The sequence below is a fragment of the Gimesia panareensis genome (assembly GCF_007748155.1).
GTDB lineage: Bacteria > Planctomycetota > Planctomycetia > Planctomycetales > Planctomycetaceae > Gimesia > Gimesia panareensis.
The window spans coordinates 6,171,677-6,189,407 of sequence record NZ_CP037421.1 but is presented as its reverse complement, the minus strand read 5'-3'; the positions used below and the strand labels follow the sequence as shown (position 1 = coordinate 6,189,407).

Genomic DNA, 17,731 nt, shown 5'->3' with positions numbered 1-17,731 from the left:
TCAGATCAACAGTGGCAGAAAGGCGTGGGCGAAGGAGAGCACCAGGAAGAAGCCGCACATGTCGGTAATGGTGGTCAGGATCGGACCGGAGGCCAGGGCGGGATCGAGTTTGAATCCTTTGAGAATCAGCGGGATCAGGGCACCCAGGCAGACCGCCATCAGGGTATTTAGAGCCAGTGCGCCGCCGATCACCAGACCGAGATAGGCATTTCCTTTCCAGATGAATGCCACGATCCCCAGCAGAAATCCGAGGGCAATGCCGTTGACCATTCCCAGTGCAAACTCTTTTTTAAACACATAGAACCAGTCGCGTGGACGAATCACGCCCAGCACCAGCTCCCGCGTACTGACGGCGATCGCCTGGTTCCCGGTGCAGCCACTCATGTCAGAGACAATCGGCAGGAAGACCGCCAGGGCGATGACGCTGGAGAGCGTTTTTTCATACATGGCAATCACACTGGCGGCGACAATATTCAGCACAATGTTAATGCTCAACCATGAGAGGCGGCGGGCACTGCGGATTTTGAGCGGCAGGCTGCGGAGTTCTTCCCCGCCCATGATCCCCGCGAACCGCAGAAAGGTTTTACCGGCCTGTTCTTCGCTGGCCTCTTCTACATCTTCCCGTCGGACCACGCCCACCAGGACCTGAGATTCATCGACGACTGGCAGTCCAAACAGCGGATGCGAATCAAAGAAATGCAGGAGTTCCTGCAGGCTTGTCGAATCGAGCACGCTGAGCGGGCTGGGGATCATCAGGCTGGAGAGCCGCTTTCCGGGTGGCGCCATCAGCAGGTCCCGGAGTCGCAGGACGCCCACCAGTTGCAGATCCCCGTTGATGACATAAATGTACTGCACGTTGTATTCAGCGTAGCGTTCCGCATTCTGGCGCAGATCGGAGACCACATCATCGACGGTCTGTGTCTCTTCAAAGGAGAGCAGTTCGGTGATCATCAGACCGCCGGCGCACAGCCTGGTGTATTTCGAGAGGAAGCGGACATTTTCCGCTTCTTCCGGATCCATGACTTCCAGAATTTTCTCGGACTGTTCCTCGGGCAACTGATCGAGCAGGTCTGCCTGTTCGTCGCTGTTCATTTCGTCGACGATTTGAGCCGCCTGTTCGGGCGTCAGCGAGGAGAGCAGCTGGGCTGCCTGCAGTTCGGGGAGCGCTTCCATCAGCCAGGCGGCGTGTTCTCCATCCAGCAGATTCAGAAACGCCTGCTGTTCTTCCAGAGAGAGCTGTGCCAGGATGCGGGCTTCTTCTCCGGGGGGCAGGGCATTCAGAAAGTTGATCGCTGCCTCGGATTCTCCGGCGCTGACAATCTGTTCCAATTGATCCCAGACATCCGGCAGTTCGAGTTGGGTCGAGTCGCTGAGTGGCTGTGAGTCGTTCATCTATCTCCCTTCCTGTCCCCGACGGGGCGGCTTCAGGCTGGTTCTTATTGTTTGTTGAATCAATCTTCGAAAGCAGGAGCGCCCTGCGGTTAGTGATTTTATAGTCAAACCGCGTAAAAAAAGAAGCCCATTCGACTTACGTTTACGTCTCAATTCAGGCAAAAACGTGAATCTAAACAGGATAGGGCTGCCGCCGATGGGTGGTTCTGGACAGGCGACGATGACGAATCGTGAGCGCAAAGTGAGCTGGCACACAGTGGCAGAGATGAAAAACAGAGAGCCTACTGCGAAGAGGTTTCTTTTTTCAACAGGCGATCTACGGTCTTCAAAGCTTCTTTGAAGTAACCGACAAACGCGATGTTTCCCTGCTGATCGATGACGGCTGCTTTGGGGATTCCATGGATGTCATATTGACGCATCGTTTCTCCAAACCAGCCTTTTTCCGTAGCAGGTCGGTCGATGGCCAGCTGATATTTGAGATTCTCTTTCTGCGCAAATTTCTGTAGATCAGAGATGTTAATATAACTGTCGTGCATGCCGATCAGGACAAATGGCTGGTCTGCGTAATAGCGGGCCGCAGTCCGGACCTCGGGGAGTTGACTGAGACAGGGGCCGCAACGGGTGCCCCAAAATTCGATGAGCACGACTTTGCCTTTCAGGTCCGGGGGACCTGATTTTCCCTCGCTGGTCACCCATTGAGCAGGTTTCAGTTCGGGAGCCGGCATGCCAGGTTGAAGCTGATTGTCCTGTTGATGGATCTTAGGCGGATGACGTTGTAAATAAGCGGCGAAGTCGCTGATCGGTGCACTGAAGATATGTTGCTCGGGGCGTCTGCGACCGCTGCGCGCTTCAGCTAACGAGACACTGCGATAATCCACAAGCGTTGCTCCGGCTGGCAAGGAGACCGCGAACGCATCCGCAGGCATCTGCGAAAAAACTTCTACGTTTTTGACCAGATAAACTGTCAGCATTCTGAGCTTACCACGATACATGTTCCAGGAGAGATGGGCACGGGGCAGGATCAATCCGCCGGGATATGTGGTCGGCGCAAAATATAAATCAATCCGGTCCGGATTTTCGAGGTCGGCCCCATAAGAGCTTTCCAGAACGCAGCCGGTCTGATTGTCGATCACATACCGGCGCGTTCGTGCCGAGGATGCCGTTTCATAGGTAGTCGTCTTGTCTGATTTCGAGATCTTCACATCAGGTTTTTCCAGGTTCAGCTTACCGGAAGCAGTCCGGCGAATCCTTTGCAGATAGGGCCATTCACAGAGGTCCTTGACAGTTCCCAGATGGAGCCATCGCCGCCTCTCCTGATAGGCATCGGCCTGATTGTTGCCGATGTGGTAGGCAAGCGAATCCCAGCCAGTATAGAGTTGTATGCTGTCTGGCACCGGTTTTCCCTCGAAATCAACGATCTGAGGTCTACCAGGTTTTGGGCTGTAAAAGTGGTCTTCGCGGAAGTGGTTCCTCTCGGATGTCAGAATCAGTTTGCTCCACACTAACTGGTCTGACTGATATTTCATCAGCAACCGGTCGATGTCAGGTACCTGGTCTGGAGGTAAAGCACGTAACTCTTTGAGCAGGGCTCGGGTATCGATCGGTTTTCTGGAAAGGAGCAGCCTGTCCGTAGTGATGCGCAGCGGGGTCTGTTGGGCGAGTTCCGATTGTGCGTGCCATTTGATCTGAAGTTCCGCCGGAAAGATGTGGTTCGGATTCGGTTTAAACTCCCTCTGGACCAGGTGGGCAGGGAGAAACTGAGGAGGCGTCAGTTCGAACCGGACTTTGGTAACCTCGCCTCCTTTGAGTTGCAAAAGTTCTCCCCGACTGGCCTCGGCCTGGGCCAGCGTGAGCGGTTCTGCGACGACAAACCGTTTCTTGCCGGGCACTACAAAAACCTGGATTTCGCCAGCCGCATTGGTTTGAGGATAGTCGACGAAAACGGTTTGAGTCGAAACCGGAAGCGGCCTGCTGGAAGAGTCCGTTTCATAATTGAAACTGACGTTGGGAATCGGTTTTCCTGTTTCCGCATTCACGGCTTTCAGAATCACGATTGCCGCTGGTTTCAATTTAAGGGGATGCACGACCTCATCTGTTTTCTCGGAGACAGCCAACTTTCCACTCTGGAAGCAGAACGGCTGATTCGGGGCAGGCTCAGCAATCAATTTGTATTCGCCGGGTAGCAGTTGTAATCGCGCATTGCCCTGACTGTCCGAACGAGATTGAATGCCGCCCCGTCGCTGTTGTCGGGCGGGATGAGCAGTCACCAGAACATCCGAGACTGGCTGGCCCGTTTTCTCGTGAGTGATCTGCACGTTCACCAGACGAGGAGCTACGAATTCGTGGCTTAAAAGACCATCATAACCCACAGGAATTTCTCTGCGGTTCTGATCCATTACTTTTTCAGCTGTCGCAATTCTGAGATGCCAGGGGTCAAATGCGGGCCCGGGATCGATGTTGGTCAGGTAACTGGTATCACGACGAAGTTGGGTGAATTCGTAATAGCCGTCTGCATTGGTGTATGTTTCGCGCAACTCGGCAGGGAGCAGACGAATGGCTGAGAAAGCCACAGGGGTCTTGACCGGTTGATTCTCGTTTCCCAGGAATTGACAGGACCATGTGCCGCTCGATTTAGGATTACGCAGACTGTCGATCAGGCCCAGTTGAACTTTGGTATGGGGCAGAGGCCGCCCCTGTTTGTCCATGATCAGTCCCTGCAATTTTGCTGGACGATCGAAGGTCAGGTCGACTTGAATCGGTTCATTTAAATAAAACGCACGCGCGGTCTCCTGAGTATTTTTGTCACTGATTTCAGTTCCCTGTGGTCGAACAGCGGGCCGGTATCGGCAGGATGCATGCCAGGTGAAACCATACCCTGCGCAGGTACCAAACACAGCGAAGCGTGCCTCAGCCTGTTTCGGGATCGGATTGGGACGCTCACGTGTCACCAGCAACTGGATATCTTTCAACTCGAAATATCCTGTTGCATCAGTGCGCGTCTTTCCTCGTAAAGGGTTAAAATTTCTGGAGAAACCCCAGTTCTCGCTGGTGAGATAAATTTCAGCATTCTTGAGTGGTTTTCCCTCTACAGTCCGCGCCGTTCCCGTGACTGTGACTCGATGTAATTCTACGTCGTGAACTGCACCCTCTGCGATGGTTTGCAGGATTTCCACTTTGGGAGGTCGCTGGGGCGGGGACTGCTGTTTTGACTTATCTTTGGAGACCTGTTCGGGTTTCAATGCCAGCTGCAGGGGAGTGTTTCCCCGTACGCTTTGAGGTTCTGCTGCCGTCAGTGAAGAGTAATAGAGTGATAAGACAAGCCCTGTTGATATCCAAAGCAGCTGCCGCGACGATGTGAGGAGTGACTCTTTACTGGTAACCCTGAACTGACTCATTCCCGTGCTCCTTAAGTGACTTCCTGAGCGGGCAAAATACGCTATCCGCGTGTTTATCTGGAGTGGCTCTGTCAGTATACACAGGTGAACCGGGAATGCAAATCGGCGTTTGCGTTATGACGGTACATGCAGCCGGTTATCAGAGGGTGTTTTATTGAACTGGTTTTTCAGGACTGGCCTGCGTCGATGCGCTGTATGGACAGACGAGGACGAATCGTGTGCACAGAAAGTGTCTGATCGCAAAAGTACAGATGAATCAAGAGGGATTAGGGCGAAGTGGCCTTGTCTTTCAACAGGCGATCTACGGTCTTCAAAGCTTGACTGAAGTAACCGACGTAAGCCAGGTTCCCCTGTTGGTCGATGACGGCTGCCGAGGGAATGCCACGCACGTTGTAATTGCGTATGGTTTCACCAAAGAACCCTTTGCGGGTCGAGGGGCGATCGATGGCCAGCTGGTAGTCGATCTCTTCTTTTTCCGCAAGCTTCTGCAGTTCCGGGACACTGATATGGCTGTCGTGCATGCCGATCAGTACGAATGGCTGGTCAGCATAATAGCGGGCGGCAGTTCGAACTTTCGGCAGCTGTGCGATACAGGAACCACAGTGTGTGCCCCAGAACTCAATCAGCACAACTTTGCCTTTCGTATCCGGCGGAGGGGAGACTCCTTCACGGGTGACCCAGCTGGCTGGTTTGATTTCCGGAGCTGGTCTGCCATAGTGCACCTGCTGTTCGAGCTTAGGTGCGTAGCGGGGATGACGCTGCAGATACGCGGCAAAATCTGTGACGGGACCTCTGAGCGTTCCCGAATAGGGGCGACTCGGTCCGGTCCGGGAAGCTCCGGGAAGCTCCGGGAGCAACATGGCGGGAATCGACGAGCACCGCTCCGGGTGGTAACGAGATGGCAAACGCATCGGCGGGCAACTGGTCGAAGAGTTCGACTTTTTCGAGCTGAAAGATTGTTACACTATTCAGTTTGCCCTGGTAGCGTCGCCAGCTGATGAAGAAGCGAGGCAGGATCAGACCGTTGGCCTGTTTCTGAGGTGCGAAATAGAACGAGGCTCGCTCCAGTCCCGTTGTCGGTTCTTCCAGGTAACTTTCAAAAATGAAACCGGTGTCCCGGTCGAAGACACGCCTGTGGAAATACTGGTGTTTCTGTCCCTGGTATTCCGACTCGGTCTGACCACTGTAGATCGTCCGTCGTCCTGCCTGTTGAATTTCCACTTCCGGTTTTTTGCGGTCTTGCGGGGCCGGACGCCGGATTCGCAGTGAAGGCCAGTCAGTGAAGTCGTAAGGAGTATGAATGTGTAAAAAACTTTTCCGATATACAGAGGCCTGATTATTGGCAGTGTCATATTGCAGTGTCTCCCATCCATCCCGGAACGAAATACTGTCGGGCAGACGTTTCCCCTGAGGATCATGGCGCTGACTGCGCCATTCGAAAAAGCGTTCCTCTTTGTGGAATGGTCCGGTGGAAGTCAAGACCGTCTGGCCTCCCCGCCATTTTTCTCCACCATGTTTTTGAAGCAGTGCATCGATATCAGGCAGCTGACAGGGATCGAGCGCACGCAGGTCTTTCAGCAGGCCTGTGGTATCGAGCCCGGGCTGGCGGCCCAGCATCAGTTGCGTCGTTACCTGCATTGTAGAGTTTCGCAAAAGTTCCGACTGCCGGTGCCATTTCAGTTGCAGTTCTGGCGGATAGATTGAATGGGGATCCGGCTTGGCTTCTGGCTTGAACAACTCGGCATCCACGAACTGAGGCTGGCTCAGTTTGAATTCGACTGTGGTCACTTCGCCGGCGGGAAGTTTGATGAAATCGCCCCGGCTGCCCTCGGCCTGGGCCAGGGTTAACGGTTCCGCGACAACGAACCGCCGCTGGCCCGGTGTCATGAAAGCCTGGATTTCGCCGGCGTCGTTTGTTTCCGGGTAATCCACATAGACGGTCTGTGTGGAAACGGGCAGGGGATCGCTCGTATCATGAGATTCATAGTTGAACCGCACTCCGGGAAGGGGGGCGCCGGTCTGAGCATCGACGGCTTTCAGGATCACGATCGCAGCCGGTCTCAGTTTGACCGAGTGCCGGACAGGGCCGGTCTGCTCTTTGACGAAAAACTGCTCACTCTGAAAATGAAACGGCTGTGCGGGAGTCGGCTCGACGATTAACTTGTATTCACCAGGTAACAGCTGCAGGTGCGCATTTCCCTGACTGTCCGAACGTGCCTGAATGCCTGCCTGGCGGATCTCTCTAATGGGGCGAGCTGTGACCAGGACGTCGGCGACCGGCTGTGCTGACTGCTCCTGCACAACCTGCACGGCTACATTCCGGGGTGCGAAAAATTCGCGGTTCAGTTCTCCCGCGTAGCCCACCGCTTCGTGGCGTTTGTTGTTTACCTTCTCTGCTGGAGAGGTGACTAACGTGAATTGCCAGGGATCAAAAGTGGGACCCGGGTTGATGCTGGCGAGATAACTGGTATCGCGGCGGAGCTGTTTGAATTCATAGTAGCCTTCCGCATCGGTGCGTGTTTCCCGGTATTCGGCCGGCAGCACATGGATACTGAAGAAACTGACGGGATCTTTGACCGGCTGGTTGTCATTTCCCAGAAAGCGACACGAGCGCATCCCCCAGCCTGAAGGACTACGTTGACTGTCAATCCGCCCCAATTGTACTTTCGCGTTGGCCAGTGGGTGTCCCTGCTTATCGGTAATGCGGCCTTTCAGCAGAGCGGGACGGTCAAACATCAGATCGGCGATCAGCGGCTCATCCAGGTAAAATGCATTCGCGGTGACATCCGCGTTTTTGTCTCCCAACTCGGTTCCCTGCGGGCGGACATCGGGACGGTAGTAACATGTCTCATGCCATGTGAAACCATATCCCGCGCAGGTACCAAAAATCTCGAATCTGCCTTCTGCGGGTTTCGGAATCGGATTGGGGCGCTCGCGCGTCACCAGCAGCTGGATGTCTTTCAGTTCATAGTGGCCGGTTTCATCAGTTCGTGTCTGGCCGCGCAGCATTTCAAATCCGCTCGGCATGTATCTGGCAGCCGACCCTACATAAATGGTCGCATTTTTCAGTGGGGTACCGTCGAAAGTGCGTGCGGTTCCCGAAATTGTTACCCGATGCAGTTCTGCTCCATAGCCGGCACCCGATTCAATCGTCTCCAGGATTTCCACTTCAGGAGGTCGTTTTGCGGGCTGCGTTGATTCGTCGCTGGAGACCTGCTCCGGTTTCAGTGCCAGTTGCAGCGGAGCGATTCCCCCTGCGCTTTGAGGTTCTGCTGACTGTACCACAGAACTATAGAGTGGTATGAGAACGACTGCGGACAGTAATAACCGCTGACGCGTTGATGTGAGCAGTAACTCCTTGCCGGTAACCGTGAACAGACTCATTCCCGTGCTCCTTACAGTAATTCCCTGAGTAAACGATGCGCGCTAATCGCGTGTTCATCTGGGGTGGTTCTGTCAGTATACACGGGTAAACCGGGAATGCAAATTGGCGTTTGCGATTATCACGGTTCACGTAGCGGGAGGATGAGTTCTCAAACAGTGACCGTCACTTACTCCTGCAGATCAAATTTGAGATCGGCGATTTCTTTGCCGTCTTCGACCGTGACCGTCAGGCCAGAGTTGTCGGCAGAAGCGTATTTTTCCGGCAGCAGATTTTCGGGCGGCGGTTGTGGTTTGGGATTCGGGTCGTAGTTGGGATCATCTTCCGGCAGTGCCTGGCTGACTTCAGCAGGTTCGAATTGGGTGATCATGACCGTGTACTCACCCGCCACCACACCATCAGTGCCTTCAAACGTTCCCATCTGAAACAGACCCGCATTGTCAGTGAGTCCATTTGCGTTTTGTCCCTTTGTCTGATCGACGGGAACGAAAGAGATACTGGCCCCCTCAACGGGTTCTCCGTTATAAGTCACAGTACCGGAGACGGGAGTCCGGTTCGGACGCTCACCTTCGGCACCACCACCACAACCTGTGAGCAGGGCACTGACGGAGCAGGACAACAGAGTGAAGTAGAGGAGGCTTTTACTTCGTTTGAGTGGGAGCATTGCATTCTCTCGCTTTTGATGTGAGTCGTGTTTTATATAGGAAAATTAATTAATCGCTTCGAGATAGAAGTGCGTGTCAGCCTGTTGCGATCATAGGGGAATCGTAGCTCGAAAATCAACAAACTATCAGAAACTGTGTTGTATTTCAGGTGTAATCCACTACCATAGAACAATGGAGAGTGTTAAAGAAATGTGTCAATAAATCTTCAACAAAATTCTGCGTTTTATTGAAAGACACATGTTCTGACCTCAATTCTCATCTAATCACTGTTAATTACCCGCCGTCTATATCGAGACCATTGTGAATCCACTTTTGCTCAAAGTGGTTCGGGTTATTTTCGCATCAACATCTTGAAGAAGCATCAAACTGCTTCAGGTATTTTTGAATCCTGTAAGCGCTGCGATTCTCTGAGAAGAACTGGAGAAAAGGGTTCTAATCTATTCTAAGTATTTTATTAAGGAGGCCTTTGGTGAAGAACATTGGTAAAGAAAGACGCCGTGGTTTTACATTGATTGAACTGCTGGTTGTGATTGCTATCATTGCCATTTTAATTGCATTACTGTTGCCAGCAGTACAACAGGCTCGTGAAGCGGCACGACGTTCGACCTGTAAAAACAATCTGAAACAACTCGGGTTGGCTCTACACAACTACCACGATGCATTTGGGATGTTTGTCCTGCGTAAGGGGGGGACAAACGGTTCTGACAGCAATACTTCCAACCGGGGCCGTCTCTGTGGTTTTGTCGGTCTGCTGCCCTACATTGATCAGGCGCCGTTGTTCAACAAAATTTCTGCCGGCGATTCTTCACATTCTCCTTTTGGTCCCGCTGCCTGGCGAGGCTGGGGTGTCTGGAATGTCACGATTCCCATGTTACGCTGTCCATCTGACGGACGTGACAAACGGACCATTCGGACGAACAATTACGTCTTCTGTCTGGGCGATTCTTCCCGAAGTATCAACGGGGGCAACAGTCGTGGGATGTTCCCCAATCGCAATGGCACACGCATTCGCGATATTACCGACGGGACCAGTAACACCATCGCCATGAGTGAGCACGTGCGTGCTAACTATAGTCCTTCTACCAGCAATGCCAAACGCAGCCGCGTGGAAGGGATTGCGATGGGGCAGACACCTCGTACCAATCCCGGTACCTGTATGGCCCTGGCTTCCGGTGCCGGCTGGGTCAGTGGAACTTCCGTGAAAGGGAAACATGGTACGTCCCTGTGGGATGGCCAGGCTGAGCGTTGTGGATTTACGACAATCCTGCCTCCGAATGCACCCTCCTGTGCAGAAGGGACCAATGTGAATGCGGACTCGAGTCATGCGGCTCTGGCTCCCTCCAGCCTGCACGTCGGTGGTGTGCATATCCTGATGGCTGATGGGGCGGTTCGTTTTATCTCGTCCAACATCAACACTGGGAACTTAAGTGCAGCGACTCCGAATCCCGGCGCTATTTCTGCCAGCCCTTATGGTGTCTGGGGGGCCCTGGGTACCAAAGAAGGTGGCGAAGTACTGGGTGAATATTAAATCTGATTCAGCAGTTTCCCGCGCGAGCGCTCCCGCGGTCTGCTGAACCAGGAAATCAGCCCTCTTTACTTCTGTGTAAAGGGGGCTTTTTTCTTTACCCTGATTCAAGCAGAAGACTTTCTGCGTTTCAATGCTTTTTCCACTTCGACCGCCAGGAATACGATCGAGGAGAGCGCGAGAGTGACAGCCAGTTCCCCTGCCGTCAGCGGGGCGGTCTTAAAGACGGTGTTCAGCACGGGTACATAGATCGTAGCCATCTGCAGTATGAACGTCAGCAGCACGGCTGCGAACAGCGGCTTATTGGAGAGCGGCCCCTGTGAAAAAAACGATTCCCGTTCCGAGCGAATTGCCAGGACGTTTCCCATCTGGCTTAAACAGAGGACGGTGAAGACCATCGTCTGCCAGTGCGTCTGACTGCGATCGATAAACCAGGCCTGCGTAAACAGACAGACTGCGCCCATCAGCAGGCCCACCCAGATCATTTGGGCTCCCAGTCCGTGGGCGAATATATTCTCTTTCGGATCGCGAGGAGGACGCTGCATCAGATTTTTTTCACCCGGCTCGGCGGTGAGTGCCAGGCCGGGAACGCCATCGGTGACGAGATTGATCCACAGAATATGAATCGGCAGCAGCGGGATGGGCAGGCCGAGCAGGGGGGCCAGAAAGATCGTCCAGATCTCGCCCAGGTTGCTGGTCATCGTGTATTTGATAAACTTGCGAATGTTGTCAAAGATCCGCCGTCCCTCTTTGACCGTCTTGACGATGGTCGCAAAATTATCGTCCAGCAGAATCATGTGCGCTGCTTCCTTGGAGACGTCCGTGCCCGTGATGCCCATCGCGACTCCAATGTCGGCCCGTTTCAAAGCGGGCGCATCATTCACGCCGTCCCCGGTCATCGCCACATAATGCCCGCGGTCCTGGAGTGCCTGCACGATTTTCAGTTTCTGTTGGGGAGAGACGCGGGCGTAGACGCGAATTTTTTCGATCCGGTTTTCCAGCTCTTCCAGAGACAGCTGTTCCAACTGACGTCCGGTGATGACAGCGCCTGCATCGTGTTCGCCGATGATCCCCACCCGCCGGGCAATGACTTCCGCAGTTAACGGATGATCGCCGGTGATCATCACGGGATGAATGCCGGCAGAACGACAGAGCGCCACCGATTCTGCTGCTTCCGGACGGGGAGGATCCAGCATGCCGATCATGCCCGCCAGCGTCAGTTCCGATTCCACCTCTTCCGGATTCAGCGTCTCCGGCACAGAATCCCAGATCCGCAGCCCAAAGCCCAGGGTTCGCAGACCGTTGCCTGCAATCTGTTCGGCATGGTCTAACACCGTGTCGCGATCAATGGCTGAAGGTTCTGTTGGCGAATGCACGTGGGTCGAGCGGGCCACGATCTCTTCAGCAGCACCTTTGGTAATTGAAACGACCTGCCCCTCGTTCCAGGGATGAAACGTGGTCATCAGCTTGCGTTCCGCATCAAAGGGGATCTCAGCCAGTCGGGGGAATGCGCCTTCCAGGGGCGCGCGTAGAAATCCTTTTTCGCGCGCCAGTTCAAACAGGGCCGTTTCTGTCGGATCGCCGATGACCTCGTCTGCGTTGTCCAGTCGCGTGTCATTACACAGCGACAGGGCACACAGCAGCAGTTCCGTATGCGGTTTCTCTGCGAGACTCTGCTCGGTCGTGGATTCCGCGTCTGTGGCAGGAAGTTCGTCCGTCGAAACGAGTTCTCCGTTGAGGTAAACCTTTTCGACTGTCATCCGGTTCTGTGTGAGGGTTCCGGTCTTGTCGGTGCAGATATAAGAGACCGATCCCAGGGTTTCCACCGCGGGCAGTTTGCGAATCAGAGCATGCTGCTTGACCAGCTTGCGGGCTCCCAGGGCGAGGGAGATCGTAATGACCGCGGGTAAGGCTTCGGGGATCGCAGCTACCGCGAGCGAGATCGCGGTCAGCAGCATCAGTAGAGGCGGTTCGCCTCTGAGCAGGCCGGCCACAAAGACGATGATGCAGATCGCAAAAATCGCATACGCGAGCTTTTGGCCAAAAGCGGCCAGGCGTTTCTGCAGGGGCGTCCGTCCCTCTTCCTGGTCCTGGAGCAGGGTGGCGATCTGTCCCAGTTGCGTCTGCATGCCTGTTTCCGTTACCACACCCTGTCCGCGGCCTTTGGTGATCAGTGTCCCTTTAAAGGCCAGGTTTTTCCGGTCGCCCAGGGGGAGGTCCTCGTCAGGAATGACCCGGGTGATTTTTTCGACGGGCAGCGACTCCCCTGTCAAAGCTGCTTCATCGATCTGCAACTGGACCGCTTCCGTCAGTCTCAAGTCTGCGGGCACAATGTTGCCGGCTTCCAGGATCACCCGGTCCCCGGGAACCAGTTGGCTGACCGGAACGGTTTCGACGTTGTCTTCACGGATGACGTTCGCCGAGGGAGCCGCCATCTTCTTGAGTGCGGCCATCGCTTTCTCGGCCCGGTATTCCTGCACGAAGCCCAGAATGGCATTCAGCAGTACGATCACGGTGATCGCAATCGTGTCGGCAGGTTCCCCGATGATTCCTGAGATCACAGCCGCCGCGATCAGCACCAGAATCATGAAATCTTTGAACTGATCCAGAAACATCATCCAGACCGATTTTCGCTGCTTTTCAACCAGTTCGTTCAGACCGACTTCGGCTCGTCGGGTTTCGACTTCGGTGTGCGTCAGCCCCTGCTCGGGAGACTGCAGACGGTCCGCGATGGTCTCGATGTCGAGCTGATACCAGGTGGCGGGAGAATTATCGGCTTGATTCATCAGGCACCTGTGCTGAACTGTGGTCGTGATGGGCAGTGCGGGAACAGGGACGCTGGGGGCCCGGGTGTTGCTGGCATGAAGATTCTGAACAGTCTCATGAGCTTTCAAATCGTGCTGGCGGGGTTTGGGTTTCCGATTCGAGGTCGGTTCAAAAATTGAACGCTCTTTCGATTCTAACGGATCAAACCATTTTCAGCTACAGCCGGAATTTGTCTCAGGCCGTTCCCGACTACCTGAGACGATTCCAGAACTGGATTTCGCTTCCTTCTGGCATCAACGTTGGTTGATGGTTAGAATGAACCCGTTCTGCAGCGGAATCTGTAGAGAGTGTTGAATCTGAAGTATTGAATCTGAGAGGAAGTCTGGACATGTTTTCCAACCTGCGTCGATTATTCGTATTGCTGATCTGTTTCGCTCTGACACTGACCCTGGGGCATGCATCCCGGGCCGCAGAGGAACAGCCGGTTCTGCTCGCAGGGGCAGCGACCAGTAATATTACGCCTCCCCTGGGAGAACTGATCGTGGGGGGCTGGCAGCCGATCCCCGCCAAACGCGTTCACGACGAACTGCACGCCCGCTGCATCGTATTGGATAACGGGCAGACCAGGCTGGCGATTGTGCTCTGTGATAACGTCGGCATTCCGGAATCGGTCTTCGATCTGGCCAAAGAGCAGGTTCACAAGCACACCAAAATTCCGAAGTCGCATCTGCTGATGGCGTCGACACACACGCATTCCGCCACCACGGCACGCGGCCCTTCGAAGGTGCTGCGGGAAACCGAGTTCACCGAGTATCAGAAATTTCTGGCCAGCCGGATTTCCGATGGCGTCCGTCGGGCCCTGTATCAACTCGAACCGGCGCGGATTGGCTGGGGGCAGGTCGATGAGCCTTCGGAAGTCTTTAACCGTCGCTGGTATGTGAATGACACTTCGCTGCTGACCAACCCCTTTGGTGGACTGGATCGTGTCCGCATGAATCCGCCCCGGGGAAACAAAGCCCTGGATCGCCCCGCTGGTTCCACCGACCCGCAGGTCAGTTTCATTTCGATTCAGAGTCTGAAAGGGCGGCCGATCGCGTTGCTCGCCAATTACTCACTGCATTATGTGGGGGGCGTGCAGTCAGGCGATGTGTCGGCTGACTACTTCGGCTACTTCGCGAAATACATTGAACAGAAGCTGGGCGCCCAGGATCAGTCCCCCCCCTTCGTCGGCATCCTGTCGAACGGGACCAGCGGTGATGTCAACAACATCAACTTCACCCAGAAGGGGGGCAAGCGGTACCAGCGTTATGAAAAGATGCAGGAAGTGGCAGAGAAAGTCGCCAGCCGCGTCTATGAAGCACAGCAGACGATCAAGTATCAGAACTGGGTGCCGCTCGGAGCGGCCACGGCTAAGCTGCCTTTGAAACTCCGCAAACCGACACCCGAAATACTGGCACACTTCGAGAAAGTCAAATCCGAATCAGGGAACGGTAATCGGGCAAAGCATCGGCGGGAAGAAATTTACGCCGAACGGATCGCGAAAATCATGGATGCACCGGACCAGATCGAAATCCCCCTGCAGGTGATGCGGATCGGTTCGCTGGGGATTACCGCGATTCCCTTTGAAACGTTTACCGAAACCGGCCTGGAACTCAAAGAACGCAGTCCCTTCAAGTCGACATTTACCATCGAACTGGCCAACGGTTCGTTCGGTTATCTGCCGACACCGGAACAGCATCGACTGGGGGGCTATGAAACCTGGCTGGGCACGAATTATGTTGAAAAAGATGCCAGCACGAAAATTGTCAACACGCTGCTCAAGCTGTTTGCTGAGCTGAAAAAAGAAGATTCCTGATCAGCGGCTGTCGTTCTGCAATGAACGCACGCTGGTTCAGGGCTTGTATCAGGTGAGAGACCCGGGTTAGAATGGTCTCTCACCACCAAAAAGACCTGCCTGTTGTTTCCTGCCTCCCCTGAACAGGCCGAAAGATCGTTGATTCATGACTGATTCGAGAATTCGGACCCTATTTGTCACCCTCCTGAGTTGCCTGTGTCTGCTCGCCGGCAGCCGATTCTGCGCTGCAGAACCTCTCGATTTCCAACGGGATGTGGCTCCGCTGCTGAAGCAGCACTGTCTGGTCTGCCATAACAAACGGATTCGACAGGGAGAGCTCTCACTGCATTCCCAGCAGGCGACCTTGCACGGGGGCGAGAGTGGACCGGTCGTCGATCCAGGCGATCCGGAGGCGAGTTATTTGCTGGATCTGATCACGCCCAGTGACGGAGTCGCCGAGATGCCCCGCGAGGCACCGCCGCTCTCGGAAAAAGAACAGGCCGTCTTCCGCCGCTGGATTAAAGCGGGGGCACCCTGGCCGGAGAAACTGGAGCTGGAACCGCCACTGTTGTGGTCGCTGAAACCGTTGACTCAGCCGGCGGTTCCCACCGATGTGAAATCGACGGCCGAATTTTCGATCCGCAACTCCATCGATGCTTTTATTGCCTCGCGTTTGCAGCAGGCCGGTGTCCCACCCGCTCCGCCTGCAGATCGGCGGACCTTGATCCGCCGCCTCTATCTGGATCTGGTCGGCTTGTTGCCATCTCCGGAAGAGGTGGAAGCGTTTGTGGCAGATACGGATTCGGGTGCCTGGGAACGACTCGTCGACAAGCTGCTGGCTTCTCCTCATTTCGGCGAACGCTGGGGACGCTACTGGCTGGACATGGCCCGTTATGCGGACAGCTCCGGTTACCTGGGGGACAGCATGCGACCCCACGTCTGGGTCTATCGGGAATGGGTCATCGATGCAATCAACGAAGACATGCCCTTCGATCAGTTCTCGATCGAACAGTTGGCTGGTGACCTGTTCGAGAAGCCGACGGTGGATCAAAAAGTGGCGACCGGCTTTCATCGCAATACTCTGAAAAACACGGAGGCGGGCGTCGACCTGGAACTGTACCGCACGAAAGAAATTGTCGATCGTGTCAACACGACCGGCATGGTCTGGCTGGGGCTGACGTTTGGCTGTGCCGAGTGTCACGATCACAAACACGATCCCATTTCCCAGAACGAATTTTACCAGCTGTATTCTTTCTTCAATAACGCCGACGAATCCACCGTAAAAGTCAAGCGGGACTGGGAAGAACAGGAATACCAGGAAGCCCTTGCCGGCTGGCAGCCCGATTACGATCGTTGCCAGGCGGAACTCAAGGCCTTCGAAAAGGCGGACCTCACCGAAAAGCAACGTGCTGAAATCGACAAGATTCTGAAGGGCTATAAACGCTCGTCCGATCTGAAAAAACTGGAACCCTTTTATCAGACGAAAAAAGAGGGCTGGGATAAGCTCTCTGCAAAGTTGGGTAAATTACTCTCCACTCAGCCGAAAGCTCCTTCGACGCGTGCTCCCGTTTTCTCAGAACGAACCAAAGACCGCCGGGAAACCTTCGTGCATGTCCGCGGCGTATATAACCGGCCTGGAGACAAGGTTAGCCCGGGGACACCTTCCGTACTGCCGGACCTACAGCTATACCGGTACTCAACAGACCGGTAAGACAATCAGTGAGGGGGGGGCCAGCCAGTCGACGACCTCATTTACCTACGACCTTCAGGGACGGATGGAAACGGTCACAATCACAAACTTAGACGGAACCGGAGCGGCAACCAGCATCGAAAAGGCAACGTACGATTACGATGCAACTGGAATTCGTGTTTCAGCTCTTTATGAAGTTGACACCGACGCGGATGGTACTGTCGATGAAATAACCAAGACCGAATACCTGAACGATCCCTCTAATCTTACGGGTTATTCCCAAGTCATTCAGGAAACCGAATACGATGAGAATGGGGTGATCTCAAAACGTGTGATTTATACACTCGGTCATGATCAGATCAGCCAGACGACTATTGAATATGTGAGTGGAGTTGCTCAAACTTCTGAAACACTATTCTTTGGTTATGATGGAACAGGATCGACACGTGTTCTGTTTGATATTGCAGGCGCTATTGCAACAGTAGCTGGCGTCGAACAACTCTTCTTCTTTGATGCCTATGGTAACCTGCTCAATATGGAGGCCAGTCAGGCTGCAACCAGTTACCTGTATCGGGGTGAGCAATTTGATGCTCGAATTGGCCAGCAATATTTAAGGGCGAGATATTATGATCCTGCTTCAGGTCGGTTTAATAGGCTCGATCCATTTCAGGGAAGAATATATGATCCACAGTCATTACATAAATACCTATATGCACATGGTGATCCAATTAATGGAATTGACCCAACAGGAATGTTCACAATTGCAGGACTCCTAAACACAATCAGTGTCCGTGGACAACAGTTTGCCCGGCAGTATAATTCTGCCAGTAAAGCTGGAACCAAAGTTTATAAGGTGCTCGTATCAACGATTGTTATTTTAAATTACTCTCTTGCATTTCAAGATTCAAAGCTTGTGTATGCCAATGCTCTTGCAACTCCATATAACTTAAAGTTGTTAAAGCAGTTCAATAATATTAAACCACATAAAATTCAAGCCTTTGTATTTAACCGAGATTTCCCATATGGATCAGCCTGAAACCACTCCAGGCATGGACTTTCTTTGATTGTAACCACTGCGGTCC

10 protein-coding genes are annotated in these 17,731 nt (G+C 53.9%); 4 read left to right on the top strand and 6 right to left on the bottom strand.

What is annotated here, in order from left to right; all coding sequences use genetic code 11:
- The 5 genes from mgtE to Enr10x_RS23040 all read right to left on the bottom strand — a co-directional run bounded on the left by mgtE (position 1) and on the right by Enr10x_RS23040 (position 8,833).
- Positions 1–1,392 (bottom strand): magnesium transporter, encoded by a 1,392-nt coding sequence (gene mgtE, locus Enr10x_RS23055; RefSeq protein WP_145451511.1) that lies wholly within the window; start codon positions 1,390–1,392, stop codon positions 1–3.
- A gap of 281 nt (positions 1,393–1,673) precedes the next feature.
- The gene (locus Enr10x_RS23050; RefSeq protein ID WP_145451510.1) at positions 1,674–4,787 is read right to left on the bottom strand and encodes a redoxin family protein; all 3,114 of its coding nucleotides are present in this window, start codon (positions 4,785–4,787) and stop codon (positions 1,674–1,676) included.
- 266 nt (positions 4,788–5,053) lie between these two features.
- Positions 5,054–5,509, bottom strand: a complete 456-nt coding sequence (locus tag Enr10x_RS23045) for a peroxiredoxin family protein (protein ID WP_197997338.1) — start codon at positions 5,507–5,509, stop codon at positions 5,054–5,056.
- 13 nt (positions 5,510–5,522) lie between these two features.
- On the bottom strand, positions 5,523–8,171 hold the full coding sequence (locus Enr10x_RS30070) for a hypothetical protein (RefSeq protein WP_197997337.1): 2,649 nt from the start codon (positions 8,169–8,171) through the stop codon (positions 5,523–5,525).
- A gap of 167 nt (positions 8,172–8,338) precedes the next feature.
- Positions 8,339–8,833 (bottom strand): carboxypeptidase-like regulatory domain-containing protein, encoded by a 495-nt coding sequence (locus Enr10x_RS23040; RefSeq protein WP_145451508.1) that lies wholly within the window; start codon positions 8,831–8,833, stop codon positions 8,339–8,341.
- A gap of 470 nt (positions 8,834–9,303) precedes the next feature.
- Between Enr10x_RS23040 and Enr10x_RS23035 the strand changes: the two genes are divergently transcribed.
- Complete coding sequence (locus Enr10x_RS23035) at positions 9,304–10,362, top strand: DUF1559 domain-containing protein (RefSeq protein ID WP_232093103.1); 1,059 nt, start codon at positions 9,304–9,306, stop codon at positions 10,360–10,362.
- A gap of 104 nt (positions 10,363–10,466) precedes the next feature.
- On the opposite strand, the gene Enr10x_RS23030 is transcribed toward Enr10x_RS23035, so the two are convergent.
- The gene (locus tag Enr10x_RS23030; RefSeq protein ID WP_145451507.1) at positions 10,467–13,145 is read right to left on the bottom strand and encodes a cation-translocating P-type ATPase; all 2,679 of its coding nucleotides are present in this window, start codon (positions 13,143–13,145) and stop codon (positions 10,467–10,469) included.
- 368 nt (positions 13,146–13,513) lie between these two features.
- On the opposite strand from Enr10x_RS23030, the gene Enr10x_RS23025 reads away from it, so the two are divergent.
- The 3 genes from Enr10x_RS23025 (at position 13,514) to Enr10x_RS23015 (ending at position 17,685) form a co-directional block, all read left to right on the top strand.
- A complete protein-coding gene (locus Enr10x_RS23025) occupies positions 13,514–14,980 on the top strand; it encodes a neutral/alkaline non-lysosomal ceramidase N-terminal domain-containing protein (RefSeq protein WP_145451506.1) in 1,467 nt (488 codons plus the stop codon).
- A gap of 145 nt (positions 14,981–15,125) precedes the next feature.
- The gene (locus Enr10x_RS23020) at positions 15,126–16,670 is read left to right on the top strand and encodes a DUF1549 domain-containing protein (protein WP_145451505.1); all 1,545 of its coding nucleotides are present in this window, start codon (positions 15,126–15,128) and stop codon (positions 16,668–16,670) included.
- 64 nt (positions 16,671–16,734) lie between these two features.
- Positions 16,735–17,685, top strand: a complete 951-nt coding sequence (locus tag Enr10x_RS23015) for an RHS repeat-associated core domain-containing protein (RefSeq protein ID WP_197997336.1) — start codon at positions 16,735–16,737, stop codon at positions 17,683–17,685.
- Positions 17,686–17,731: the final 46 nt, after the last annotated feature.

What these genes read in the sequence shown, in the direction of transcription:
- mgtE (WP_145451511.1), bottom strand. Translation starts at nt 1,392, where the DNA reads ATGAACGACTCACAGCCACTCAGCGACTCGACCCAACTCGAACTGCCG.
- Enr10x_RS23050 (WP_145451510.1), bottom strand. Translation starts at nt 4,787, where the DNA reads ATGAGTCAGTTCAGGGTTACCAGTAAAGAGTCACTCCTCACATCGTCG.
- Enr10x_RS30070 (WP_197997337.1), bottom strand. Translation starts at nt 8,171, where the DNA reads ATGAGTCTGTTCACGGTTACCGGCAAGGAGTTACTGCTCACATCAACG.
- Enr10x_RS23040 (WP_145451508.1), bottom strand. Translation starts at nt 8,833, where the DNA reads ATGCTCCCACTCAAACGAAGTAAAAGCCTCCTCTACTTCACTCTGTTG.
- Enr10x_RS23030 (WP_145451507.1), bottom strand. Translation starts at nt 13,145, where the DNA reads ATGAATCAAGCCGATAATTCTCCCGCCACCTGGTATCAGCTCGACATC.
- Enr10x_RS23025 (WP_145451506.1), top strand. Translation starts at nt 13,514, where the DNA reads ATGTTTTCCAACCTGCGTCGATTATTCGTATTGCTGATCTGTTTCGCT.
- Enr10x_RS23020 (WP_145451505.1), top strand. Translation starts at nt 15,126, where the DNA reads ATGACTGATTCGAGAATTCGGACCCTATTTGTCACCCTCCTGAGTTGC.
- Enr10x_RS23015 (WP_197997336.1), top strand. Translation starts at nt 16,735, where the DNA reads ATGGAAACGGTCACAATCACAAACTTAGACGGAACCGGAGCGGCAACC.